The sequence below is a fragment of the Martelella sp. AMO21009 genome (genome assembly GCF_053484295.1).
On record NZ_JBAKFR010000019.1, the window covers coordinates 1 to 23,123 of the forward strand.

General features: G+C 61.7%; 25 protein-coding genes. 17 read left to right on the top strand and 8 right to left on the bottom strand.

Annotated features, from left to right (window positions below):
- Positions 1 to 95: 95 nt before the first annotated feature.
- On the bottom strand, positions 96 to 896 hold the full coding sequence (locus V6766_RS17765; RefSeq protein WP_448468750.1) for an ion transporter: 801 nt from the start codon (positions 894 to 896) through the stop codon (positions 96 to 98).
- Between the two features lie 204 nt (positions 897 to 1,100).
- Here V6766_RS17765 and V6766_RS17770 point away from each other — a divergent pair, with 204 nt between their 5' ends.
- A complete protein-coding gene (locus V6766_RS17770) occupies positions 1,101 to 1,910 on the top strand; it encodes an MBL fold metallo-hydrolase (protein ID WP_448468890.1) in 810 nt (269 codons plus the stop codon).
- 179 nt (positions 1,911 to 2,089) lie between these two features.
- Positions 2,090 to 2,836, top strand: coding sequence for a YebC/PmpR family DNA-binding transcriptional regulator (locus V6766_RS17775; RefSeq protein WP_448431026.1), 747 nt, complete (start codon positions 2,090 to 2,092; stop codon positions 2,834 to 2,836).
- A 68-nt stretch (positions 2,837 to 2,904) separates the two neighbouring features.
- On the opposite strand, the gene V6766_RS17780 is transcribed toward V6766_RS17775, so the two are convergent.
- The gene (locus tag V6766_RS17780; protein ID WP_448468752.1) at positions 2,905 to 3,717 is read right to left on the bottom strand and encodes a transporter; all 813 of its coding nucleotides are present in this window, start codon (positions 3,715 to 3,717) and stop codon (positions 2,905 to 2,907) included.
- Positions 3,718 to 4,059: 342 nt separating this feature from the next.
- Here V6766_RS17780 and V6766_RS17785 point away from each other — a divergent pair, with 342 nt between their 5' ends.
- Positions 4,060 to 4,854, top strand: coding sequence for a transporter (locus tag V6766_RS17785; RefSeq protein ID WP_448468754.1), 795 nt, complete (start codon positions 4,060 to 4,062; stop codon positions 4,852 to 4,854).
- Between the two features lie 6 nt (positions 4,855 to 4,860).
- On the opposite strand, the gene V6766_RS17790 is transcribed toward V6766_RS17785, so the two are convergent.
- Together V6766_RS17790 and V6766_RS17795 are read right to left on the bottom strand one after the other, a co-directional pair.
- Complete coding sequence (locus V6766_RS17790; RefSeq protein ID WP_448468756.1) at positions 4,861 to 5,862, bottom strand: LLM class flavin-dependent oxidoreductase; 1,002 nt, start codon at positions 5,860 to 5,862, stop codon at positions 4,861 to 4,863.
- Positions 5,863 to 5,961: 99 nt separating this feature from the next.
- Positions 5,962 to 6,891 carry a LysR substrate-binding domain-containing protein gene (locus V6766_RS17795; protein ID WP_448468892.1) on the bottom strand — a complete coding sequence of 310 codons (930 nt, stop codon included), beginning with the start codon at positions 6,889 to 6,891 and terminating at the stop codon, positions 5,962 to 5,964.
- 91 nt (positions 6,892 to 6,982) lie between these two features.
- Here V6766_RS17795 and V6766_RS17800 point away from each other — a divergent pair, with 91 nt between their 5' ends.
- From V6766_RS17800 to ruvB, 6 genes are all read left to right on the top strand, one after another.
- Positions 6,983 to 7,870: an oxidoreductase gene (locus tag V6766_RS17800; protein ID WP_448468758.1), complete on the top strand. Its 888-nt coding sequence runs from the start codon at positions 6,983 to 6,985 to the stop codon at positions 7,868 to 7,870.
- A 115-nt stretch (positions 7,871 to 7,985) separates the two neighbouring features.
- Positions 7,986 to 8,507 (top strand): crossover junction endodeoxyribonuclease RuvC, encoded by a 522-nt coding sequence (gene ruvC, locus V6766_RS17805; RefSeq protein WP_448468760.1) that lies wholly within the window; start codon positions 7,986 to 7,988, stop codon positions 8,505 to 8,507.
- 49 nt (positions 8,508 to 8,556) lie between these two features.
- A complete protein-coding gene (gene ruvA / locus V6766_RS17810) occupies positions 8,557 to 9,177 on the top strand; it encodes a Holliday junction branch migration protein RuvA (protein WP_448468762.1) in 621 nt (206 codons plus the stop codon).
- A gap of 53 nt (positions 9,178 to 9,230) precedes the next feature.
- Positions 9,231 to 9,491, top strand: a complete 261-nt coding sequence (locus V6766_RS17815) for an AbrB/MazE/SpoVT family DNA-binding domain-containing protein (protein WP_448468764.1) — start codon at positions 9,231 to 9,233, stop codon at positions 9,489 to 9,491.
- A complete protein-coding gene (locus V6766_RS17820) occupies positions 9,488 to 9,886 on the top strand; it encodes a PIN domain-containing protein (RefSeq protein WP_448468766.1) in 399 nt (132 codons plus the stop codon). The genes V6766_RS17815 and V6766_RS17820 overlap by 4 nt, the downstream gene beginning before the upstream one ends.
- Positions 9,883 to 10,923, top strand: a complete 1,041-nt coding sequence (gene ruvB, locus V6766_RS17825; RefSeq protein ID WP_448468768.1) for a Holliday junction branch migration DNA helicase RuvB — start codon at positions 9,883 to 9,885, stop codon at positions 10,921 to 10,923. Before V6766_RS17820 ends, ruvB begins: the two co-directional genes overlap by 4 nt.
- Before the next feature lie 6 nt (positions 10,924 to 10,929).
- Here ruvB and hdaA read toward each other — a convergent pair whose 3' ends face one another.
- Both hdaA and V6766_RS17835 read right to left on the bottom strand, forming a co-directional pair.
- The gene (gene hdaA, locus V6766_RS17830; protein WP_448468894.1) at positions 10,930 to 11,589 is read right to left on the bottom strand and encodes a DnaA regulatory inactivator HdaA; all 660 of its coding nucleotides are present in this window, start codon (positions 11,587 to 11,589) and stop codon (positions 10,930 to 10,932) included.
- Between the two features lie 26 nt (positions 11,590 to 11,615).
- Complete coding sequence (locus V6766_RS17835) at positions 11,616 to 12,743, bottom strand: AI-2E family transporter (RefSeq protein ID WP_448468770.1); 1,128 nt, start codon at positions 12,741 to 12,743, stop codon at positions 11,616 to 11,618.
- A gap of 252 nt (positions 12,744 to 12,995) precedes the next feature.
- Here V6766_RS17835 and purM point away from each other — a divergent pair, with 252 nt between their 5' ends.
- Genes purM through V6766_RS17850 form a run of 3 tightly spaced genes read left to right on the top strand, consistent with a single transcriptional unit; the run spans position 12,996 to position 15,601 of the window.
- Positions 12,996 to 14,069, top strand: a complete 1,074-nt coding sequence (purM, locus tag V6766_RS17840) for a phosphoribosylformylglycinamidine cyclo-ligase (RefSeq protein WP_448468772.1) — start codon at positions 12,996 to 12,998, stop codon at positions 14,067 to 14,069.
- Positions 14,066 to 14,719, top strand: coding sequence for a phosphoribosylglycinamide formyltransferase (gene purN / locus V6766_RS17845; protein ID WP_448468774.1), 654 nt, complete (start codon positions 14,066 to 14,068; stop codon positions 14,717 to 14,719). Before purM ends, purN begins: the two co-directional genes overlap by 4 nt.
- Before the next feature lie 48 nt (positions 14,720 to 14,767).
- Entirely contained in the window at positions 14,768 to 15,601 is an 834-nt protein-coding gene (locus tag V6766_RS17850; protein ID WP_448468776.1) for a glycosyltransferase family 25 protein, read from the top strand.
- 6 nt (positions 15,602 to 15,607) lie between these two features.
- Here the strand turns inward: V6766_RS17850 and V6766_RS17855 are convergent, their stop codons facing one another.
- Positions 15,608 to 16,255: an MBL fold metallo-hydrolase gene (locus V6766_RS17855; RefSeq protein WP_448468778.1), complete on the bottom strand. Its 648-nt coding sequence runs from the start codon at positions 16,253 to 16,255 to the stop codon at positions 15,608 to 15,610.
- A 158-nt stretch (positions 16,256 to 16,413) separates the two neighbouring features.
- Here V6766_RS17855 and V6766_RS17860 point away from each other — a divergent pair, with 158 nt between their 5' ends.
- The 5 genes from V6766_RS17860 (at position 16,414) to V6766_RS17880 (ending at position 22,308) form a co-directional block, all read left to right on the top strand.
- Positions 16,414 to 16,899 (top strand): MarR family winged helix-turn-helix transcriptional regulator, encoded by a 486-nt coding sequence (locus tag V6766_RS17860; RefSeq protein WP_448468896.1) that lies wholly within the window; start codon positions 16,414 to 16,416, stop codon positions 16,897 to 16,899.
- Entirely contained in the window at positions 16,896 to 17,597 is a 702-nt protein-coding gene (locus V6766_RS17865; RefSeq protein WP_448468780.1) for a response regulator, read from the top strand. The genes V6766_RS17860 and V6766_RS17865 overlap by 4 nt, the downstream gene beginning before the upstream one ends.
- A 93-nt stretch (positions 17,598 to 17,690) precedes the next feature.
- The gene (locus tag V6766_RS17870; RefSeq protein ID WP_448468898.1) at positions 17,691 to 19,046 is read left to right on the top strand and encodes an ATP-binding protein; all 1,356 of its coding nucleotides are present in this window, start codon (positions 17,691 to 17,693) and stop codon (positions 19,044 to 19,046) included.
- A gap of 725 nt (positions 19,047 to 19,771) precedes the next feature.
- Positions 19,772 to 20,431: a response regulator gene (locus V6766_RS17875; RefSeq protein WP_448468782.1), complete on the top strand. Its 660-nt coding sequence runs from the start codon at positions 19,772 to 19,774 to the stop codon at positions 20,429 to 20,431.
- 11 nt (positions 20,432 to 20,442) lie between these two features.
- On the top strand, positions 20,443 to 22,308 hold the full coding sequence (locus V6766_RS17880; RefSeq protein WP_448468784.1) for a sensor histidine kinase: 1,866 nt from the start codon (positions 20,443 to 20,445) through the stop codon (positions 22,306 to 22,308).
- A 26-nt stretch (positions 22,309 to 22,334) separates the two neighbouring features.
- On the opposite strand, the gene V6766_RS17885 is transcribed toward V6766_RS17880, so the two are convergent.
- On the bottom strand, positions 22,335 to 23,114 hold the full coding sequence (locus V6766_RS17885; RefSeq protein WP_448468786.1) for an SDR family oxidoreductase: 780 nt from the start codon (positions 23,112 to 23,114) through the stop codon (positions 22,335 to 22,337).
- Between the last annotated feature and the right edge of the window lie 9 nt (positions 23,115 to 23,123).

The following is a 23,123-nucleotide window of genomic DNA, read 5'->3' on the forward strand; positions in this document are numbered from 1 at the left end:
TCGTGACCCTCAATGCAAGGTTCAGAGAGAAAATCATCCAACAGAGTTGATGACGAAGGAGAATGGGGCGAGCGTAGCTTCTCCAAACGCCGCGCTTACGGCGCGGACCGCTCGTTCCTCAGCGCCGCCACTTCCTGCCTCAGCGCCTTCAACTCCGACAGTATCTGCAGCATTTCCGGCTCCCGCGCCTGCCGGCTTTCCTCCAGCAGCTCTTGCTCGTGCTCCTTCTGCATGGCCGAGACGATGATACCGATGAAGAGGTTCAGCACCGTAAACGCCGTCGACAGAATGAACGGCACGAAGAACAGCCAGGCGTTCGGATAGACATCCATGACCGGGCGGACGATGCCCATCGACCAGCTTTCCAGCGTCATGATCTGGAACAGCGAATAGATCGACGCGCCGAGCGAGCCGAACCATTCGGGAAAGGCTTCGCCGTAGAGCTTGGTCGCGATCACGGCGAAGATATAGAACACCAATGCCATCAGCACGATAATCGACCCCATGCCGGGAAGCGCCGCCACCAGCCCGCCGATCACGCGCCTGAGCGACGGGATCATTGACAGGAGACGCAGCGCACGCAGGATCCTGAGCGCACGCAGCACCTGAAGCGGGCCGCTGGCCGGCACGAGGCTGATCGCGACGATCGTGAAATCGAACAGACTCCACGGATCGCGAAAGAAGCGCAGCCTGTGGGCATAAAGCCGCAGCGTGATCTCGATCACGAAAATGGTCAGCACCAGAGCATCGAAGAAGCGCAGCAGCGGGCCGGCAAAGCTCTGCATCACGGTATTGGAGGTCTCGAAACCCAAGGTAATGGCATTGATTACGATGACCGAGAGGATGAAGGTTTCCCAGGAACGGGAACCCATCAAAGCCTTTACCTTTTCACGCATTGTCCGCACGCTCTCCGCACTAACCCAGATCGGGCATCGAGATGGGGAAATTTCGCGCCGAAAGCAAGTGAGTGGCAAAGACATTTTCAGGCGCCGACAATGCCGGCAATCACGAATGTGTGATGTGCCGGAACGCCGCCTCACATTGACCTTTCGGCGGTTCTCCCGCACACTGGTCCGATCAGGACAATCGGGGGAATGGCAATGCTTCGCTCATGCGCGATGCTTATCCCGGCGTTTATGGCGCTCGCCGCTTCGGGCTTCGCCCAGGAGGCGCGCCCGCCCGTCAGCCAGTGCCAGGCGATCGCCGAACGCCTGCCCCATGTGAAATTCGCAAGTTTCGCACCGGTCGCCTACGAGGCGCCGGAAGTCTCGATAAGCTTCATCGGCCATTCGACCTTCCTGATCGAAAGCCCAGGCGGCGTACGTATTGCCACCGACTATGCCGGTTTTCTGCTGCCCGGCGGCCCGCCGGATGTCGCGACCATGAACAAGGCGCATGAAAGCCATTTCACCCTGACGCCCGATCCCGGAATCGGCATGGTGCTGCATGGCTGGGGCGATACGCCCGGCCAGCCGATCGACCATGATCTGGTCGTCGGCGACACCTATATCCGCAACGTCACCACCGATATCCGCGCCTGGGGCGCGTTCGAGGAGGACGGCAATTCGATCTTCATCTTCGAGGTGGCGGACCTCTGCATCGGGCACCTTGGTCATCTCCACCACGAACTCGCCGACAGCCATATCGCAGAAATTGGCCGACTGGACGTGGTCATGGTGCCCGTTGATGGCGGGCTGACCCTCGGGGCGGAAAGCATGAAAAACGTGATCGAACGCCTGCATTCCTCGCTGGTGCTGCCGATGCATCGCACCGGCCCGCGAGTGCGCGATTTCGCCGCTATGTTCGCCGAGGACTATGAGATCGTCTATTCCGACAGCCGCACCATCACGCTGTCACTCGCATCGCTGCCGCGCCCGCCGCAGATCATGCTGCTGCAGGGCGTTTGGTAGCGCGCCTACAGCATCGGCCCGAAAATCGGAATCGATTTTCGGAAAGCACGATGCGTAGATTCAATAGGTTAGAGCGTCCTTAGTGCATCCGAATGGATGCACGGCGCTCTAGGCTTGAATGCGCGGCCCGCCGCCCGTATAAGGGCGCGCATTCAGACAAACAAAGACAGGGCGGAGCCATGGCTGGCCATTCACAGTTTAAAAACATCATGCACCGCAAGGGCCGGCAGGATGCGGTCCGTTCGAAAATGTTCTCCAAGCTTGCGCGAGAAATCACCGTCGCCGCCAAGATGGGCACGCCGGACCCGGACATGAACCCGCGCCTGCGGCTTGCGATCCAGAACGCCAAGGCGCAGTCGATGCCGAAGGACAATATCGAGCGCGCGGTCAAGAAGGCCGCCGGCGGCGATGCCGAGAATTACGACGAAGTGCGCTACGAGGGATATGGCCCGGGCGGCGTCGCAGTCATCGTCGAGGCGCTTTCCGACAACCGCAACCGCACCGCCTCCAACGTCCGTTCGATCTTCACCAAGGCCGGCGGCGCGCTCGGCGAGACCGGCTCGGTCGCCTTCTCCTTCGACCATGTCGGCGAGATCGTCTACAAGCCTGAGGCCGGCGACGCCGATGCGATCATGGAAGCCGCGATCGAGGCCGGCGCGGAAGACGTTGTCTCCGACGAGGACGGCCACACCATCTACTGCGCATTCGAGGACATCAACGAGGTCTCCTCAGCCCTTGAAAAGGCGCTCGGCGAGGCCGAAAGCGTCAAGGCGATCTGGAAGCCGCAGAACACCATCCCCGTCGACGAGGAGCGCGCCACCTCGCTGATGAAGCTCATCGATAATCTTGAAGACGATGACGACGTCCAGAACGTCTACTCGAACTTCGAAGTCGACGACGAGGTGATGGCGAAGCTTTCGGCGTGAGCCGAGACTGACTTACCTTGCATTGAAAAGCCGCCGCACCGGCGGCCTTTTGTCTGTTCGGACGGGCGCTAGACTTTCGGAAAAACAAAGGTCAGCCCCAGGCGGGCACCCCAGCGGTCCGGCCCGCCCTCCGGCGTTTGCGCCCAGTAGCGGACACCTGCGGTCAGATTGACCGGCTGCTTGCCGAACTTCACGAGCTTGCTCAGCGTCAGATCGACCGGGACCGACCAGATATCGTTCTTCCAGTCATACGTCGTCTCGGTGGTCAGCCCGAGGCTCCACGTCTTCGCAAACCGATAGGTCATGAAGGGCTGAAGGAATGTCGCGCTGATATCGGCCCTGTCGCCATTGCCGGCAAAAGACCAGACGTGGCTGCCGAGGAACCCGACCGTGGTCGGCCCCGTCTGACTGGCGATTATCGCAGTCGGCCCGGCGCCCCATTTCTCTCCCCCGAGGTAATCATCCGTTGCTGTGGGCAACAGAAAGATCGGGCCTGCGCCCCAGATCAGGCCGGGAATGCCGCTATTCGTCGGCGACAGAAACAGGCTGGTCGTGGTGTCTCCAAGTCCGAACTGCTCTCCGGATGGCCCGAAGACATCATTCTGATAAACGACCGGGATGATCGTTCGGGTGATGAGGTTCCAGTCCGCGTTCAGCTCGAACGGTATGATCGGCTTGAACTTGACGTCAGAGCGATCGCCGCCTGCCGGCCCGTAGCCCGTGTCATAGTTCATTTCCACCGGCACGACGACCATCGAAGCGAGCGGGTTCGCCAGCTTCTCCGGAATGTCGGCATCCGTTCCCGCCACGCTCTGGCTTGCGGCGGTACCCGCGAAAAACATGCCCATCACCACGACCGGCACGAAGTTTGCTTTACGCATATGCTTTCCTCCCGATATACACAAATATAACGAGAAAATATAAAGGAACACCTCCAATAATAATAATTAAATCAATTAATATACATAACTTGTAAATAATCTTCGAAATAAATTTCAGTAATATATAACAATCTATGCAAGTGTAATGAAGCCGTAAAACAAAGGCCGCAGGGGTCGCTCTCGCGTGCTTGGCGCTCAAACAGCGCGGCAAACTGACCGTTGCAGTTCTGCACAATGACACGAAAAAGTAGAAGTCCCGCGCCCCATACACCCGGAATCGACTTGCAACCTTAAGAGATTGCGTGTGAATCACATTTCTTTAAAGTTGCGGCGGAGGGATGGATGCGTATCACAACATGCGGATTGGTTCTGGCTTTGGCGGCGACCGGCAGTGCGGCGGCCGACGACACAAAGGCCGATCTGGCCAAGCAGCTTTCCAATCCGGTCGCGCCGCTGACGGTGCTGCCGTTCCAGTTCAATTATGACCGCGGCTATGGCCCCGAAAAGGGCGACCAGTTGCAGCTCAATGTTCAGCCGATCATCCCCTTCAGCCTGAACGCGGACTGGAATCTGATCACCCGCACCATCGTCCCGATCGAGCAGCAGAGCGATATCGCCGGCCCTTCCGGCGACCAGTTCGGCCTGGGCGATACGCTGCTGTCGCTGTTCGTCTCGCCGGTCGACAGCGGCGTGGACGGGCTGATCTGGGGCGCGGGGCCGGTTTTCCTTCTGCCCACGGCGACCGATGATTTGCTCGGAACCGAAAAATGGGGCGCGGGCCCGACCGGCGTCATCGCCTTCGAGCACGGGCCGTGGACGACCGGGCTTCTCGCCAACCACGTCTGGTCCTTTGCCGGCGCCGATGACAGGAGCCGCATTTCCACGACGATGACCCAGCCCTTCATCTCCTACAATACGAAATCGGCCTGGACCTTCTCGCTTACCAGCGAGGCTCAGTATGACTGGGTGGGCGAGGAGTGGATCGTGCCGATCGACTTCACGGTCGGCAAACTGGTGATGGCCGGCGAACAGCCGATCAGCCTGACGCTTGGCGCGCGCTACTGGGCGACCGCGCCGGAGAACGGCCCGGAAGGCTGGGGGCTCCGGGCCGTGGTGAGCTTCGTTTTCCCGAAATAGGCGGAATTACGCCGCCTCTTTCAGCTCATTGCGCAGCGCGCCGAACATGCCGACGGCCTTCAGCCGCGCCTCGACCGAATGGACGGGCACGGAGATGATCACCTCGTCGGCCTTGGTATCGGCGACGAAGCCAGCCATCTTGGCCCTCGCCTTCTCCGGACCGCCGACGACGGCGAACTGGAAGGTGTGCTCGATCGACATTTTCTCCCCCTCGGTCCAGAGGCCGTCCATGCTGTCGACAGGACGGGGCGTCTTGCCGCGGGCATTGCGGCGCAGCGCCACGAAGCTTTGCAGCGCCGAGGTGAACAGATAGTCCGCCTCTTGATCCGTATCCGCCATCGCGCCCATCACGCCGACAATCACATAGGGCTTGTCCAACTGGGCCGAAGGTTTGAAATTGGTGCGGTAGATATGAAGAGCCTCGAACAGCATGTCGGGCGCGAAATGGGAGGCGAAGGCGTAGGGCAGGCCGAGCATGGCGGCAAGGTGCGCGCTGTAGGTGGAGGAGCCGAGAATATAGAGCGGTACCTTGGCCCCTGCCCCCGGATTGGCGAGCAGCCGCTGCCCTTCGACCGGATCATCCATCAGCTGCTGCAGTTCGACAATATCATTCGGGAAGGTCTGGGCGCCTGCATCGAGATTGCGGCGCAGCGCCCGCGCCGTGTTCATGTCCGTTCCCGGCGCCCGGCCAAGACCGAGATCGATGCGACCCGGATAGAGCGCCTCCAGCGTGCCGAACTGTTCGGCGATCACCAGCGGCGAATGATTGGGCAGCATGATGCCGCCGGAGCCGACCCGGATGGTGCTGGTCGCCCGCGCGGCCTCCGAGATCACCAGCGAGGTCGCGGCACTGGCAATGCCGGCCATGCCGTGGTGCTCGGCCAGCCAGAAGCGGGTATAGCCCGCCTCTTCGGCCTTCTTCGCCATCTGCCGCGTGGCATCTAGCGCCTCGGAAATGGTGCCGCCTTCGACAACCGGACAAAGGTCGAGAATGGAGAATTTGGTCATGGAAATCCTGTCCCGGAATGTGTGTCTTTGACACATAATTAGGGACTGGCCAGCTGATTTGCAAAGCCCGCCTGTCGCAATCGCCGAAGAAACCGCTCGCTACCCTGTCTCACCGGCCATTCGCCTATGCGCCGCCGCGAAATCAATGAAGGCGCGCAGCGGTCTGGGCGTCAGGCGGCTGGAATAATAGAGGAAAGGACCTTCGAAATCAGGGCACCAGTCCTCCAGGACGGGCACCAGTTCGCCGGTTTCGAAATGCGGCTCCAGCCAGTTGCGGAAGCTGCCAATTAGCCCGTGGCCCGCAATCGCCAGCTTGACGGCGGCGCGCCAGCCGGCGGTGGCGATGATCAGCCGGGCCGCCGGGTCGATCCGCAGGATTTCTCCATCCTTCTCGAACTCCCACTCCGTCAGCGCGCCTGACGCAAACCGCAACCGGATGCAGTCATGATCCAGCACATCGCGCGGATGGAGGGGAGTGCCGCGACGCGTGAGGTATTCCGGTGCAGCCGCGAGTGCGTAGCGCTGTCGCGCCGGCCCGATCGGCGTCGCGATCATATCCTGCGCCAGATGCTCGCCATAGCGAATCCCGGCGTCGCAGCCGGTGGCGATCATGTCGGTGAAACGGTCATCGACGAGGATTTCCACCCGCACCTCCGGATGGGCCTTCGCAAAACCGTCGAGGATCGGCGGAAGGATATCCTCCATCACCGCGCCTGGCACCTGGATCTTCAGCCGCCCGCGCACCGCGCCCTCGCTGCTGGTCGCATCGGCGATTGCCGAGCGGGCCTCCGCGAGCACAGGTTCCAGACGATCAGCCAGTTCGCGGCCCGCCTCGGTCAGGTGGACGCTGCGCGTGGTGCGGATGAGAAGCGGGACGCCGAGCTCCGCTTCGAGCCGCGACATGGTTTCGCTCACGGTGGAGGGTGAAACCCCGAGCTTTCTGGCCGCCGCCCGAAAGCCCCCCGCTCTCGTGATCACGAGGAAGGTCATCAGGTCATCGAAGGACGGCAGTAAAGCATTGTTCGGCATGGCGATCAGAGTATTCGAAATTGTCCGGATTATCAACCGGGCCCTTTCCTCCTATATCCCCGCCATCGCTCCAAAGAGAAGGATCAATCTCATGACGAACATGGATATCAGCACCGCCTCGGCCGCCGGCCGCTTCACCTTTCCAGGCACCGATATTTCCGTCAACCGCATGGGCTTCGGCGCCATGCAGCTCGCAGGTCCCCATGTCTTCGGTGAACCAAAGGATCCCGACGAATGCCGCGCGGTGCTGCGCGAGGCGCTTGCGCTCGGCATCGACCATATCGACACATCCGACTTCTACGGGCCCTACGTGACCAACCGGCTGATCGCCGAAACGCTTCATCCCTACCCCGACGATCTCACGCTCGTCACCAAGATCGGCGGCTGGCGCGATGACGCCGGCGGCTGGAACATGAACCACGAGCCGGATTTCCTGCGCAAATCGGTCGAGGACAATCTGGAGCGGCTGAAGCTCGACCGGATCGCGATCGTTAACCTGCGCATGGGCAGCGCCACCGGCTTCAGCGAGGATAGCGAAATCGCCGCGCCGATGGAGGCGATGCGACAGATGCAGGAGGAAGGCCTTATCCAGCATATCGGCATCTCGACCGTCACGGAAAGCCAGATCAGGATTGCCCAGGACATCGCCCCGATCGTCTGCGTGCAGAACCATTACAATCTGATCCACCGCGACGACGATGCGATGATCGACAGCCTCGCCGAACAGGGCATCGCCTATGTGCCGTACTTCCCGCTCGGCGGTTTCCTGCCCTATCAGGCCGACATTCTGGATCAGGTCGCAAGCGAACTTGATGCCTCCATCCAGAAGGTCTCGCTTGCCTGGCTGCTGCAGCGCAGCCCGAATATTCTTGTTATTCCCGGTACGTCCTCGCGCGGTCACCTGCGCGACAATATCGCAGCAGCCGAACTGACGCTCGGCGAGGAACATCTGAAACGGCTCGACGCCATCGCTGCCTGATCGCATACCAACGTCCTGACGCGATACATGCGGAACGCCCGGCCGGCGCTCCGCATGTTTTTGTTTTGTTCACTTTTATCTGGAAGCCTTGGGGCAAGAACGATAGGATGAAAACATGGAAAAGACGATTCGCATCATAGGCATCGATCCGGGGCTGAGGCGCACCGGCTGGGGCGTTATCGAGACGCTTGGGAATTCGCTAAAGTTCATCGATTCCGGCACGGTCACCTCTGACGGTGATCTCGATCTGCCCTCGCGCCTGCGCCAGTTGCACGACGGGTTATCGGAAGTGGTGCACGGCTTTCGCCCGGACGAGGCGGCGGTGGAGCAGACCTTCGTCAACAAGGATGCCGTGGCAACGCTGAAGCTCGGCCAGGCGCGCGGCATCGCCCTGCTGGTGCCCTCGCTTGCCGGCCTTCCCGTGGCCGAATACGCGCCCAACGCGGTGAAGAAGGCGGTGATCGGCGTCGGCCATGGCGACAAGCAGCAGATCCACATGATGCTGAAGGTTCTGATGCCGCGCGTGCAGTTCAAAGGCAGCGACGCGGCGGACGCGCTCGCGATCGCCATCTGCCACAGCCACAATCGCGGCGGCAACAAGATGATGAAGGCGGCCATGGCGGCGGCGAATGGTTGATGCAACATATGCATGCCGAGAATGTGCGGCGTCGAAAGGATAAAATAGCATGATCGGCAAGCTCAAGGGCGTGATCGACGAGATCGGCGACGATCATGTCGTGGTTGACGTGCACGGCGTCTGCTACGTCGCCTACTGTTCGGCGCGCACGCTGTCGCGCATCGGGTCGCGCGGCGAGGCGGTGGTGCTGTTCATCGAGACCTTTGTGCGCGAGGATCAACTGCGGCTCTACGGCTTCATGAGCGCGGAGGAGCGCGGCTGGTTCAACCTGCTGCAGAGCGTGCAGGGCGTCGGCGCGCGGGTGGCGCTGGCGATCCTCTCGACGCTGTCGGCAGGCGAGATCGCCAATGCGATTGCGCTCGGCGACAAGACCGCGGTATCGCGCGCGCCGGGCGTCGGGCCGAAGGTCGCCACCCGCATTGTCACCGAACTCAAGAACAAGGTGCCGGCCGGGCTTTCTCTCGGCGACAGCGAGGCGATTTCCTTCCGCAGGGAGGTCGGCGAAGGCGCCGCGCCCGCCGCCGTTTCCGATGCGATATCCGCGCTCACCAATCTCGGCTATTCCCGCGACCAGGCTGCCGGCGCCATCTCCGCCGCGGTGAAACAGGCTGGAGAGGAGGCCCCGAGCGCAACGCTGATAAGGCTCGGACTGAAGGAATTGTCGCAGTAATTCTTTCATGATAGCATATTCCTTACAAATTCCTTCCAGTAAGGAGATCTGAAATGAGCGTCTACTACGGCACCCTGACTTCCAAAGGACAAACCACGATTCCCGTTGAAGTGCGCCAGATGTTGAATCTGAAACCGGGCGACCGCATACGCTACATTATCCGTGACGGCGAAATCATCGTGCGGGCAAAGAACAGGAAGGCGAGCGACCTGAAGGGCCGCTTCCACGATGCCGAAAGAGAGCCGATGTCGCTGGAGGACATGAAAGATGCCGTTGGCGAGGCGGTTGCCGAACATGTCGCCGAGCGATCATGATCGGGCTGGATACCAATATTCTGCTTCGGCTGGTGCTGCAGGACGACGCCGAGCAGTGCCGGCGGGTGGACCGGCTGATTGAAAGCTTGCCGGAGCGGGGACCGGGCTATATCAACGCGATCACGCTGATGGAATTTTCCTGGTTCCTGCGGAAGCGGCTGCGGGTGGGACGCGCCGAACTTGCAGCGGCGATCGCAGATCTTCTGGAGGCGCGCGATATCGAGGTCGAGGATGAATGGCAGGTTGAAGAGGCGCTGGATCTGATGAACCGCACGTCTGCCGAGTTTCCCGATATCCTGATCGCCCTTCGAAACGCAAAATCCGGCTGCCATGCCACGCTGACGCTCGACCGCGCCGCGGCCGCCGCCATACCGGGAATGGAATTGTTGACATGAGTGAAGCCGATCGCCTGATTTCGCCGGACAAGCGCGGGGAAGACCTCGATGCGGCGCTGAGGCCGCAGACGCTGGACGATTTCACCGGCCAGGCGGAGGCGCGCGCCAATCTGAAGGTGTTCATCGAGGCCGCCAAAAGGCGCAGCGAGGCGCTCGACCATGTTCTATTCGTCGGCCCGCCCGGGCTCGGCAAGACCACGCTTGCCCAGATCATGGCGAAGGAGCTTGGCGTCAACTTCCGCTCCACCTCCGGACCGGTGATCGCCAAGGCCGGCGATCTGGCGGCTCTGCTGACCAATCTCGAAGAGCGCGACGTACTGTTCATCGACGAGATCCACCGGTTGAACCCGGCGGTCGAGGAAATCCTCTATCCGGCGATGGAAGACTTCCAGCTCGACCTGATCATCGGCGAGGGTCCGGCGGCGCGCTCGGTGAAGATCGACCTTTCGAAATTCACGCTCGTTGCGGCCACCACGCGGCTCGGTCTGTTGACGACGCCGCTGCGCGACCGGTTCGGCATTCCCGTCCGGCTCAATTTCTACACCGTCGAAGAGCTGGAACTGATCATCCGCCGCGGCGCGCGACTGATGGGGCTCGGCATGAGCGATGACGGCGCGCGCGAGATCGCGCGTCGCGCCCGCGGCACGCCGCGCATCGCCGGCCGGCTGCTGCGCCGGGTGCGCGATTTCGCCGAGGTGGCGGATGCGAACGAGGTGAGCCGCGCTATCGCCGATGAAGCGCTGACGCGGCTGGAGGTCGACCACATGGGCCTCGACCAGCTCGACCGTCGCTACCTCAACATGATTTGCCAGCATTTCGGCGGGGGACCTGTGGGGATCGAGACGATCGCGGCAGGGCTTTCCGAGCCGCGTGACGCGATCGAGGATATCATCGAGCCCTACATGATCCAGCAGGGCTTTATCCAGCGCACCCCGCGCGGGCGGGTGATGACGGCGACAGCCTGGAAGCATCTCGGCCTCACGCCGCCAAAGGATGCCGACCTCACCCAGTTCCGCCTTTTCGATCAAGGTGAATGAGCGAAATCAGAACGCTTCGCGCGCGGCCAGAACCTCGGCGGCGAGCGCCCGGGTGATGCGGCGGTTGCGCGACAGCGCCAGCTTGTCGATAGCATCCACGATCTGGCTCGCGGCATCGAGCGAGCGCTCCATGCGCGTGACGATGTAGGCGACGAGACGGTCATCGACCTCAAGCTGGCGGTCGGCGAACAGTTTGAAGATCACCTGTTGCAGCAGCGCGTCATCCGGTGCGCCGATCTCCACGGTCGTGGCGGCGGCCAGCCGGGATTTCAGATCGGGCAGCGCGATCGGCCAGAGCTGCGGCAACGAGCGGGCGGTGATCAGCAGGCTGCCGCCATGCTGGCGCACGGTGTTGATCAGGTGAAACAGGCCGGTCTCGTCAAAGGCCTCGCGATCCGCATCCTCGAACAGGAAGGCGCCGTGGCGGGCGGCAACCGGGCGCCCTTCCCTCAGTTCCGCCGTCACCGGGCGGGCCTGGCTGAGCCCCTTCCAGATGGTGGACAGATGGGTCTTGCCCGAGCCCGGCGGACCGACGAGCACGGTGACCGGCGTATGCCAGCGCGGCCAGCGGTCGATCAGGTCGATCGCCGGCATGATTGACGGCGAGATCAACAGGTGATCGCGGTCGGCGGCCGGATCGTGGCCCAGCTCCAGCGGCAACTGCATCGCTTTGTCACGCAACACGGTCAGACTCACTTCCCCTCTTCAACGACCGGCGAAGGCTCTTCGGCATGGTGCTCGATGCCGTCCCAGTAGAGATCGCTGGTGAGATAGCGGTCGATCGCAAAGCGCACCAGCACACCGACGGCCGCCGACACCGGCACCGCGACCAGCAGGCCGACGAAGCCGAACAGCACGCCGAAGGCGAACAGGGCGAACATCAGCCAGACCGGGTGGAGCCTGACGCTGGAGCCGACAAGCTTGGGCTGCAGCACATTGCCTTCCAGAAACTGGCCGAATAGATAGATCCCGAAGATCAGCGCGATCATCCAGAAATCCGGCCAGAACTGGAAGAGCGCCACGCCCATGGACAGGATCAGGCCTGAGGTCGAGCCAAGATAGGGAATGAAGCTGACGAGACCGGCGAAAATCCCGATCAGGGCCCCGAAATTGAGCCCCGCGAGGCTGAGCGTGATCGCGTAGTAGATCGCGAGAATGAGGCAGAGCGACCCCTGCCCCCGCACGAAACCGGAGATCACCGCGTTGATCTCATGAGCGAGATAGCGGACATCGTCCACCTGCCCGCGCGGCACCCACTGGTCGATCTTCTGCACCATCCGGTCCCAGTCGAGCAGGAGATAGAAGGCGATCACCGGGGCCAGCACGAAGAAGGACACGAGGTTGACCACCGCCATCGACGAGCTCCAGATGCTGCCGAACACCTGGCCGGCGATCGAGGCACCGCCCGAGAGCATCTTGCCGATATTCTCGCTGAGCGATGCCAATTGGTCATTGCCCCAGTCGATCAGTTTGGAGAACTCTGTCGTCTCCAGATACTGCTCGAGCTGGTTCATGTATTTCGGCACCTGCTGGGCGACATCATAGGCCTGCGACACCAGAAGCGGAATGAACAGCAACAGCACGGCGATGACGATCACGAGGAAGAACAGCATGATCGTGGTCGTCGCCCACAGCCTGTTGAAACCGAGCTTCTCCAGCCGATCGGCAATCGGGTCAAGGAAATAGGCCAGCGCCATGCCGGCGACGAAGGGCAGCAATATGCTGCGGAAAACATAGAGAAAAAGCGCGACAAAGGCGGCAAACAGCAGCCAGAAATAGACCTGCCTGCGCAGCCCCGCGGCACTGATCCGACCCGCCATGAAAAACTCCCGCTCCGGTTCGCGCTCAAACGATTTGGCATCCGGGCCCGCAAAAGCGATAAAGGCCCATTGCGTTTGTTCAGCAAACCGCCGCCAGCGTCAAGCGACAAGGCGCTCGCCCTGCGCCCCTCCCCGATATCCACCGCGACATGCCTTAGTTGTCGATATCGGCGCGGCGGCCCCGCTACAGACTTGCATCGCGCAAGACTCCATGCAATGCCCGGCTTTGACTATTGCATGAGGGACCGCCCCATGAGCGAGACGCGTAGAAACGGCCTGACCTATTCCGACGCAGGCGTCGATATCGATGCCGGCAATCTTCTGGTCCAGAAAATCAAGCCCGCGGTGAAATCGACCCGGCGACCCGGCGCGGATGGCGAGATCGGCGGTTTCGGCGGACTTTTCGACCTGAAGGCGGCGGGCTTTACCGATCCCGTGCTGGTCGCCGCCAATGACGGCGTCGGCACCAAGCTGAAGATCGCGATCGAGGCCGGCAAGCATGACACGGTCGGCATCGATCTGGTCGCCATGTGCGTCAACGATCTCGTGGTTCAGGGCGCGGAGCCGCTGTTCTTCCTCGATTATTTCGCCACCGGCGCGCTCGACCCCGATGAGGGCGCGGTGATCGTGGAAGGCATCGCCGAGGGCTGCCGGCAGGCGGGCTGCGCGCTGATCGGCGGCGAGACCGCGGAAATGCCGGGCATGTATGCCAAGGGCGACTACGACCTCGCAGGCTTCGCGGTGGGCGCGGCCGAGCGCGGCGCGCTGCTGCCTTCCGAAAGCCTCGCGGAAGGCGACGTGATCTTCGGCCTCGCCTCCTCCGGAGTCCACTCCAACGGGTTTTCTCTCGTGCGCCGCGTGGCGGAGATGAACGGCCTCGGCTGGCAGGCGCCCGCGCCGTTTGCGCCGGGCAAGAGCCTCGGCGAGGCGCTGCTGGAGCCGACCCGCATCTATGTGAAGCCGCTTCTGGCCGCGATCCGCGCAACCGGCGCGATCAAAGCGCTCGCCCACATCACCGGCGGCGGTTTTCCGGAAAACATACCGCGCGTCCTGCCGGAAACGCTTTCCGCCGAGATCGATCTGGAAGCCATCACAGTGCCCGCCGTGTTCTCGTGGATCGCGCGCGCGGGCGGCGTTGCCCCCGCTGAAATGATGCGCACCTTCAACTGCGGCGTCGGCATGATCGGCGTCTGCCGCGAAGATCAGCTTGAAGCCGTGCTTGCAGCGCTTGCGGAACAGGGCGAAAACGCCTTCCGGCTCGGCCGCATCGTCGCCCGCAAGGACGGCATGGACGGCACGGTCTACAAGGGCGTGATCGCACTATGAGCGGAGGCAAGCGGGTCGTCGTCTTCATCTCCGGCAGCGGCTCCAACATGGAAAAGCTGGCGGACGCCTGCGCCACTCCCGATTTTCCGGCCGAAATCATCGCCGTCATCTCCGACAAGCCGGATGCCGGCGGGCTTCAAAAGGCAAAGGCACGGGGCATCGCGACCCACGCTCTGCCGCGCAAGGACTACGACAGCAAACAGGCCCACGAGGCCGCGATGTTGAGCCTGCTTGCCGGCCTCGCGCCCGATTTCATCTGCCTTGCCGGTTTCATGCGGCTGCTCTCGGGCGATTTCATCCGCGCCTATGAGGGCCGGATCATCAACATCCACCCCTCGCTGCTGCCGCTGTTTCCGGGTCTCGACACCCATCAGCGCGCGCTCGATGCCGGTATGCGCGTTGCCGGCTGCTCGGTTCACTTCGTGACGGAGGGGATGGACGAGGGGCCGATCATCGGGCAGGCGGTGGTTCCGGTGATGCCGGGCGATGATGCCGATGCGCTGGCAAAGCGGATACTGACCGTCGAGCACAGGCTCTATCCCGCCGCGCTCAAGCGACTTGCCGCCGGAGGCGTGCGCATGGAAAATGGCCGCGCCGTTTTTGCAGATGGCGCGATTGACGGCGCCGAGCAAATCCTGATCGCGGGATAGGCCCGCGTCCAACAGCAGAACGCCGCCCGAAAAGAGGCTCGGACCGTCTTGGACATCTTCCTCATCAACCTCGCCAGAAGCCGCGACCGACTGTCGCACATGGGCGCGGTTTTCGACGCCCAGGGCCTTGCCTTCGAGCGGATCGATGCCGTCGACGCCGCCACGCTCTCCGAGGATTTCGTCAGAAACATTGTCGTGCCGCCGGTCAGCAAATATGCCCGCAACCTGACCCCAAGCGAAGTCGCCTGCTATCTGAGCCACAAGAAGGTCTGGGAACTGGCGCTTTCGCGCGGTCTCGAATACGCGGCGATCTTCGAGGACGATATCCACCTTGCCCCGGATGCGGGCAAGCTCCTTTCAGCGGCCTCCGAATGGCTGCCGGACGGCGCGGACCTGATCAAGCTCGAGACGCTTGCCATGCCCACGCACGTTTCGCGCAGGGGCGACGCGCTGATGGACACACCGCACCGGCTGAAGAGGCTGTTGAGCAGCCATTACGGCGCGGCGGGCTATATCGTCAGCCGCCGGGCGATGGAGCGTCTTTGCGCAGCAAGCGATCCGCTGCCGCTGCCGGTGGACGACGTCATCTTCGGCGCGCATTACCGGGTCTTCGGCGGGCTCAGCGCCTATCAGATCGACCCGGCCATCTGCGTGCAGGATCAGTATCTGGAAGGGCCCGGAACCGAACAGCTCGGCATCGCCTCGGTGATCTACGATCGCCATGCAAGCCCTCCGCTGACGCATGAGGGCAAGGGCCCGGTCAGGCGCGCGCTGGCCGGCCTTGCAAACAAGCTGAACCGCCGCAGGCGCAAGACGAGGATCGCCCTGCTGAAGGCGCTTGGCCGCGCGGAGCAAAAGACCATCCCATTTTCGCGGGATTGAGGCCGTTCAGAGCCCCTTGAGGAATGGGTTGTTGCGGCGCTCTTCGCCGATGCGGCCGCCCGGGCCGTGGCCGCAGATGAAACCGACATCGTCGCCCAGCGGAAACAGCTTGTCGCGGATCGAGGCGAGCAACGTATCGTGATCGCCGCCGGGCAGATCGCTGCGCCCGACCGAGCCATGAAACAGCACATCGCCGACATGGGCAAAGTTCTGGGCGCGGTTGAAGAAGATCACATGGCCAGGCGCATGACCGGGCGTGTGGTAGACCTCGAACAGATGATCGCCGAAACCAACCGTTTCGCCTTCGCTCAGGAAACGGTCGGGGAAGCAGTTGCGCACCATGCCCGTCATGCCGAAGCGCTCGGCGCTTGCCTCGATGTTTTCCAGAATGAAACGGTCGTCCTCATGCGGACCGATGATTTCAAGTCCGAGGCGTTCCTTCAGCTCCATCGCGCCGCCGGCATGGTCGAGATGACCGTGGGTCAGCCAGATCGCCTTCAGCGCAATGCCGTTTTCCTCCACGGTCTGGATGATGACATCGGCATCCCCGCCGGGATCGACCACGACGCCCTCGCCCAACGCGGGATCGAACAGCACGGTGCAGTTCTGCTGAAGAGGGGTGACGGGTATGATCCCGGCCTGGAGCTGCGCCATGAAACTGATATCTCCCTTGCGGACGGTCGCCGCCAACGGCTTCCATTTCGCCCGCGTCCGTTTTAAACCTGATACGATATCTATGTCAGACTGGATTTGATTACAAAAGCCCGGTGGGCGAAAGGAAACAGGCTTTGGGAGTGAAACATCAGGCGATCATGCCCGAACAGGCGCCCGAGAGCGAGGTTTCGAACCTGGCGGTGGTCGAGCTTCTGTTTTTCGCCTATCGCGATTTCACCGCCGATCCGGACGCGATCCTCGGCGAGATCGGCTTCGGCCGCGCCCATCATAGGGTCATCCATTTCGTCGGCAGCCGGCCGGGGATGAGCGTTGCCGACCTGCTCGATATCCTGCGGATCACCAAGCAGAGCCTTGCACGCGTCCTGAAACAACTGATCGACAGCGGCTATATCCGCCAGACGGCGGGACCGGAGGACCGGCGTCAGCGCCGGCTGTTTCTGACAGCGGAAGGCGAGCGGCTGCGCGCGGAACTGCTTTCGCCGCAATTGCGGCGCATCGACAGGGCCTTCGCGGCAATGGACGAGGACGAGCGCCGCGCGGTCGGCGAATTTCTGACACGCATGTGCGATCATGATCCCCATGCCGGCGCAGAAGCCCTGCTGCGGAAAGGGGAGGAATTATGAGCGAAGCCAGAGCGGTCGACGATGATGCGGCCCACCTTCTGATTGTCGACGACGACACCCGCATACGCACGCTGCTCAAGCGCTATCTGGGCGAGAACGGCTATCGGGTTTCCACGGCCGCAGATGCCGCTGAGGCGCGGCGCAAGCTGGAAGGGCTCGACTTCGATCTTCTCGTGCTCGACGTGATGATGCCGGGCGAGGATGGCGTCTCACTGACCCGGCACCTAAGGGAAATTCGCCCGGTTCCGGTGCTGCTTCTGACGGCGAAGGCGGAGGCGGATGCCCGTATTGCCGGCCTGGAAGCCGGTGCCGACGATTATCTAGTCAAGCCGTTCGAGCCGCGCGAACTGCTTCTCAGGATCAGCAATATCCTGCGCCGGGCCGACGCACCGAAGACGCCGGCGATCGAACAGGTTGTGTTCGGGCCCTATTCCTTCTCGCTTGCGCGGCGCGAGCTGAAGAAGGGGACAACGCCAATCCGGCTCACCGACCGCGAGCAGGACATCATGACGATGCTCGCCGAAAAGGCCGGCGAGACGGTCGCGCGCTACGATCTCGTCAGCAGCGCCAGCGAGATCAACGAGCGCACGATCGACGTCCAGATCAACCGGCTGCGCCGCAAGATCGAAAACGATCCGGCGAACCCGGTTTATCTTCAGACCGTGCGCGGTATCGGATACCGCCTGAGCCGGGATTAGGACCCGACATTGAAACTCTGGCCCGCAAGCGTTCAAACGGCCTGTGAAAGAGCGGCGCACACCCTCAGGCGGCGCACGCGCGAACTCGAGCGGCTGCCGGGGCTGCGCCATATCGCCGGCGCCTACAAGGTTATCGCCCGCTGGACCCATCACCGGCTTCCGCGCGGCCTGTTCGCCCGCTCGCTGCTGATCATCATCATACCCATGCTGCTGCTGCAGGCGGTTGTCGCCACCGTGTTCATGGAGCGCCACTGGCAGATGGTGACCCGCCGTCTTGCCGATGCCGTCACCGGCGATATCGCGGCGATCATCGATCTCATCGATGCAACCGGCGACGAATATGAAAGCGAGATCATCTCGATTGCCGCGCGCGACATGGGGCTGAGGGTCGCCTTCGAGCCCGGCGCGAAGCTTCCGCCGCCGCTGCCGAAGCCGTTTTTCGGCCTGCTCGACCAGGTGCTGGCGGAGCTGATCTCGGCCAAGATCGGCCGTCCGTTCTGGATCGACACGCTCGGCGATTCCCGTTTCGTCGAAATCCGCATCAAGCTCGATGACGGCATATTGCGCATCTTCGCGCGCCGTTCGATGACCTATGCCTCGAACACCCATATCTTCATTCTGTGGATGGTCGGCACCTCGCTGGTGCTGATCGGGATCGCAACGCTGTTCCTGCGGGGCCAGATCCGGCCGATCCTGAAGCTGACCCAGGCCGCGGAGGATTTCGGCAAGGGCCATCGCTCCGAGGTGCCCTACACGCCGCGCGGGGCGATCGAAATCCGGCGCGCGGGCCTTGCCTTCATCCTGATGCGCGAGCGCATCGAGCGCCAGATCGAACAGCGCACCACGATGCTGAACGGCGTCAGCCATGATCTGCGCACCATCCTCACCCGCTTCAAGCTGCAGCTTGCCCTCATCGGCGAGAGCCCGGAGGTGGAGGCCCTCAACGAGGATATCGAGGAAATGCAGAAGATGCTGCAGGGCTATATCGACTTCGCCCGCGGCGATGCCGAGGAAACCACCGGCACGGCCAGCCTCTCGGCGCTATTCCGCCGCCAGCAGGAGGATTTCGAGCTTTCCGGAAAATCGCTGCACTACGTGGTGATCGGGCCGGACGATGTGACGGTCAGGCCCAACGCCTTCGCCCGCCTGATCGCCAACCTCGCCTCCAACGCCAAACGCCATGCAGAGAGCCTGGAAATCACCGCCGAGCACGGCGAAAAATGGCTGACAGTGACCTTTGATGACGACGGGCCGGGCATTTCCCCGGAGATGCGCGAGGAAGTGTTCAAGCCGTTCCTGAGGCTCGACAACGCCCGCAACCTCGATTCCTCCGGCACCGGCCTCGGCCTCGCGATCGCCCGCGACATCGCCCGCTCCCACGGCGGCAATGTCACCCTCGGCGACAGCCCGCTCGGCGGCCTGCGCGCCGTGATCAGCATCCCCTGCTGAACCCGCGGACGCACAAGCCCACAACCGAAGAAAATAAGAACTAACTTACTTATATGAGCGTTTCTGGCACGGGTAGAGGAAGAGAACCGCTTTCGTTCGAAACGATGTCCCGAATGCCAGCTTTGCTGAAGGGGCGACCGTGCTTGCCGCGCCGCCAGCCAGCGAAGCACACAAACAGGCCAGGCCCCATCACGGATCATGGTGGCATGATCGGCGATGGGGCACAGCTTAAATTTTTACGTTCTGGAAAAAAATAAAATAAATTACGCACCTGCGCCAATATTCAAAGCTTTCACGAGGAGATAAAGAGCGCTGAAAGTCATCACAAGTACCCAAAAAATCCCGAAAGATACTATGAGTATAAGGTATGGCCAGCGACGATTGTAAAAAGGTGTAATACGATAGCACTTTCCGCATGTCGAGGAGCCAAAACGCAAACGATGACCACAGTGACAGGTAAAAAAGCGCTTTGGCGATTTCCGCCTCCGCTCCGGCTCCGTCCGTTGTCTTTCAGCCACAAAATGCATTTCAGCCCTCTCGAATGCTCGAGGTTTTAGAACCCCTCCCAAAGCAATGTGAAAATGATATACGTTCGAGAAAACTTACAAAATACCATATTCGTGGTATTGCCGACGCCCGCGGTTCAAGAAACAAGATGGGATTGGCTGCGCGACGCGGTCTCGGTGGTTCCGAAGCGCTTCGGGTAGGGATGGGGACATACTTCTTTGGCACCCTTTCGAATTGTCTTGTGCGAGGACGACGATGTCGTGCGCCAACGGCTGGCTAGCCTGATCAATGGATGGGATGGCGGCAACCTGGTCGCCGCTTGCGCAACTGTTGCAGAGACGCGCGCGGCCTTTGCGAGGTCGGAGATCGACCTTCTGATCGCGGATCTGAATTTGCCGGATGGCAGCGGCCTCGAGGCGATCCGCGCTTTGCGCAAGACGCATCCGAGGGCCGAAGCAATGGTCATCTCCGTTCTTGCCGATGATAGGTCCGTGCTCGAAGCGATCAGCGCCGGGGCAACAGGTTACCTGCTGAAGGATGCTGACAGCCTGGATCTTATCGAGGCGGTCGAGAGCCTGATGGCGGGTCATTCGCCGATATCCTCCCGGATCGCCCGCGTTCTTGTGAGGCAACTCTCTGAACAGACGCCCGATACCCGTTCTCCAGAGCCGGCCCCGGCCGTGAACATGACCTCGCGGGAGATGGATATATTATGGGGCATCTCGAAGGGGTTCACCTATGCGGAAATCGCACAGCAATTGCATATTTCGAGACAGACCGTTCCGGTTCATATCCGTAATATCTATCGCAAACTTCAGGTGAAGAACCGGTCGGAGGCCGTTTTCGAGGCAACCCGCCAGGGACTGATGCAATTCTGACGGCGAATTCCATGGCCTTGGCGGCAAAAAAACTTCAGGCCTGGGCAGGCCACCAGAAACTGCCATCTTTCTTGCTGAAGCTGCTTTTTGTCGTTCTCATCGCCATCTGCTGTGCGATGCCGTTCGTACTGTCCCTGCCAACGCCGCGCAATGCGCTCGTTCTGCATTCGGCAATACTTAAGGAAGGCGCTTCCCCGGCGCGGGAGATAACCCTTCCCTATACACGAACGAACATCTGGGAATCGTCACGCACCGAAGCGCTCTACAAGATTCGTTTTCCCCTGGAGGCGGTGCCTGCCGATCATCCGGTTCTCTTCTTTCCGGCCGTACGCCAGTCCATAGACGTACGTCTGAATAACATCCCCCTTGTTCGCCGGGAAATCTCACTCCTCACCTCGCCGCGCCTGGGCGACTATTATGCATTTGATGTCGTGCCCGTGGCGCTTCACAAGGGCGTCAACGAGCTTCAAATCCGCCATAGCCGTCTGGATGGCTGGATCTCGAGCTATCTCTCGCCCGCTTACCTGACGTCGCAATCCGTATTCGCGCCTTACCGGCAACTCTATGATTTCGTCTTCGAACAGTGGCGCTTCACCTCGCTCCTGCTCAAGGCGATCATCACCATCAGCGTCGTAATGGTAGCTCTATTGCGGCCGGCTGACGGCTTTTTTCGATGGTTCAGCCTGATCATGGTCTTCAGCCTCACCCTGACGGCTACGCAATACGGCTTCACGCTCGCCGGCGCAGGCGTGCCGCGACTTTATTACGCAACGCTGCAACTGGGCACGCTTTTGCTTGCGGTTGCGCTTACGCTCGAAATGGCAGGCCGGAAATTCGTCCGGAAATCACTCTATCTGGCTCTTGGCCTCCCGCTTACTCTGCTCACAGCGTATTGGTCCGGGCTAGGTTCGAGATCGCAGGTTGCAGCTCTCGGCAATGTCTTGAGCATTGCCGCCATGATGGCGGCACTGTGGATTGCCATCGCGCATTACCAGAGATCGCGGGATCCGGTTGCGGCCATCATCGCCGCGCCGCTCGCACTCTGCATGCTGTTCGGGCTTCATGACGTCGGCCTGTTGTTCGGCCTCACGAACGGCGCCCACATGCTGACGCCCTATCTCGAAATGGCGACCCTCCTGGCCGCCATTCTTATCATCACGATCAGGTTGATCCAAAGTCTGAACCAGCTTGACAGCGCCAACATCCACCTGAAACGGCGACTTGATGAGCAACAGCAGGAGTTGAACCTGCTTCATGAAAAAGAACGCAAAAATTTGACCCGTATGGCCCTCGAACGGGAGCGCGATCGCCTGATGCGCGACTTGCATGACGGTCTGAGCGGCCACCTCGTCGCGATCATGGCCCAGACCGAGAGAGAACCGCTCACCCCGGAGGCGATCCGCACCACCGCCCGTGACGCGCTCGGCGATCTCCGGCTGGTGATCCAGTCGCTTGACCTGAGCGACACGGATCTGCGGGTCGCGCTGGCCGGCTTTCGCGAGCGAACCGGCCCTTACCTGCACCGCATGGGCATTCAGCTCGACTGGCAGACCAAGAACATGCCGGACGTCACCGGCGTTACGCCTTCAACCGCCCTCGCCCTTTTAAGAATATTGCAGGAGGCCGTCACCAATGCGGTCAAACATGGACCAGCAACGCACATCGCGATTTCCGCGTCCGCCAATGAGAATGGGGACGCGGTCATCACTGTGGAGAACGATTTTACCGGCAACGATATCCGCGGCAAGGGCCATGGCCTCGCCAACATGGCCGCGCGCGCAAAGAGCTTTGGCGGCGAGATTGCCTTCACCCGTTCAAAAGACATGGCGCGTCTCATGATAACGCTGCCCACGGCCCTGAGCCCGCAGCCCGTCTGATTAAAAAAAGACGCAGACGCGGTACGTCAGGCGGGATGCTGCTGGACGCTGAGGCCGCCATCGACGGTCAGGCAGGTTGCGTTCATGAACGGGCATTCGTCGGAGATCATGAACACGGCCGCCATCGCAATCTCTTCGGGCGTGGCGATCCGTCCGCCGGGGTGGAGCCGAAGCGTCTCGGCTTTCGCGGCCTCGGGATCGGGGAAGCTGTTCCAGTAGTCGATCACCTTCTGCGTCGCTACATAACCCGGCGCGAGTGCGTTCACGCGGACGTTGTTCGCCGCATATTCAAGACCAAGCGACTTGGTCATTCCGAGCAGTGCGTGCTTTGCCAGCGGATAGGGGAAAGTATGCGGGATGATGGTGAAGGCGTGGGTCGAGGCGATATTGAGAATCACGCCGCCGCCGGCCTCGATCATGCCCGGCAGCGCCGCCTTGCAGCAGTTCCATGCCCCCTTGAGATTGATGTCGAAACACCGGTTCCAGTCCTCGTCACTGGTCTCGAGCGGGGCAGAAAACACATTGACGCCGGCATTGTTGACGAGCGCGTTAACCGGCCCGATTTCATCCGCCGCCTGACGCATGGCGGCGGCGATCGCCCCGGCATCCGTTATATCGGCTGCGGCCCAGCCAATGGTCGCATCAGACCCGTGAAGCGCCCTCGCCTCGCGCTCCAGAAGCGCGCCGTCGCGATCAACCATGAACAGCGATGCGTCTTCCTTCACGAAGGCCCTGGCGATCGCAAGGCCGATGCCCTGGGCCGCGCCGGTGACGAATATGCGTTTGCCCGAAAGCCGTCCCGTCATCTTGATCTC

Coding starts and splice junctions, on each gene's coding strand:
- V6766_RS17765 (WP_448468750.1), bottom strand. CDS start 896: ATGCGTGAAAAGGTAAAGGCTTTGATGGGTTCCCGTTCCTGGGAAACC.
- V6766_RS17770 (WP_448468890.1), top strand. CDS start 1,101: ATGCTTCGCTCATGCGCGATGCTTATCCCGGCGTTTATGGCGCTCGCC.
- V6766_RS17775 (WP_448431026.1), top strand. CDS start 2,090: ATGGCTGGCCATTCACAGTTTAAAAACATCATGCACCGCAAGGGCCGG.
- V6766_RS17780 (WP_448468752.1), bottom strand. CDS start 3,717: ATGCGTAAAGCAAACTTCGTGCCGGTCGTGGTGATGGGCATGTTTTTC.
- V6766_RS17785 (WP_448468754.1), top strand. CDS start 4,060: ATGCGTATCACAACATGCGGATTGGTTCTGGCTTTGGCGGCGACCGGC.
- V6766_RS17790 (WP_448468756.1), bottom strand. CDS start 5,862: ATGACCAAATTCTCCATTCTCGACCTTTGTCCGGTTGTCGAAGGCGGC.
- V6766_RS17795 (WP_448468892.1), bottom strand. CDS start 6,891: ATGCCGAACAATGCTTTACTGCCGTCCTTCGATGACCTGATGACCTTC.
- V6766_RS17800 (WP_448468758.1), top strand. CDS start 6,983: ATGACGAACATGGATATCAGCACCGCCTCGGCCGCCGGCCGCTTCACC.
- ruvC (WP_448468760.1), top strand. CDS start 7,986: ATGGAAAAGACGATTCGCATCATAGGCATCGATCCGGGGCTGAGGCGC.
- ruvA (WP_448468762.1), top strand. CDS start 8,557: ATGATCGGCAAGCTCAAGGGCGTGATCGACGAGATCGGCGACGATCAT.
- V6766_RS17815 (WP_448468764.1), top strand. CDS start 9,231: ATGAGCGTCTACTACGGCACCCTGACTTCCAAAGGACAAACCACGATT.
- V6766_RS17820 (WP_448468766.1), top strand. CDS start 9,488: ATGATCGGGCTGGATACCAATATTCTGCTTCGGCTGGTGCTGCAGGAC.
- ruvB (WP_448468768.1), top strand. CDS start 9,883: ATGAGTGAAGCCGATCGCCTGATTTCGCCGGACAAGCGCGGGGAAGAC.
- hdaA (WP_448468894.1), bottom strand. CDS start 11,589: ATGCAGTTGCCGCTGGAGCTGGGCCACGATCCGGCCGCCGACCGCGAT.
- V6766_RS17835 (WP_448468770.1), bottom strand. CDS start 12,743: ATGGCGGGTCGGATCAGTGCCGCGGGGCTGCGCAGGCAGGTCTATTTC.
- purM (WP_448468772.1), top strand. CDS start 12,996: ATGAGCGAGACGCGTAGAAACGGCCTGACCTATTCCGACGCAGGCGTC.
- purN (WP_448468774.1), top strand. CDS start 14,066: ATGAGCGGAGGCAAGCGGGTCGTCGTCTTCATCTCCGGCAGCGGCTCC.
- V6766_RS17855 (WP_448468778.1), bottom strand. CDS start 16,255: ATGGCGCAGCTCCAGGCCGGGATCATACCCGTCACCCCTCTTCAGCAG.
- V6766_RS17860 (WP_448468896.1), top strand. CDS start 16,414: ATGCCCGAACAGGCGCCCGAGAGCGAGGTTTCGAACCTGGCGGTGGTC.
- V6766_RS17865 (WP_448468780.1), top strand. CDS start 16,896: ATGAGCGAAGCCAGAGCGGTCGACGATGATGCGGCCCACCTTCTGATT.
- V6766_RS17880 (WP_448468784.1), top strand. CDS start 20,443: ATGGCCTTGGCGGCAAAAAAACTTCAGGCCTGGGCAGGCCACCAGAAA.
- V6766_RS17885 (WP_448468786.1), bottom strand. CDS start 23,114: ATGACGGGACGGCTTTCGGGCAAACGCATATTCGTCACCGGCGCGGCC.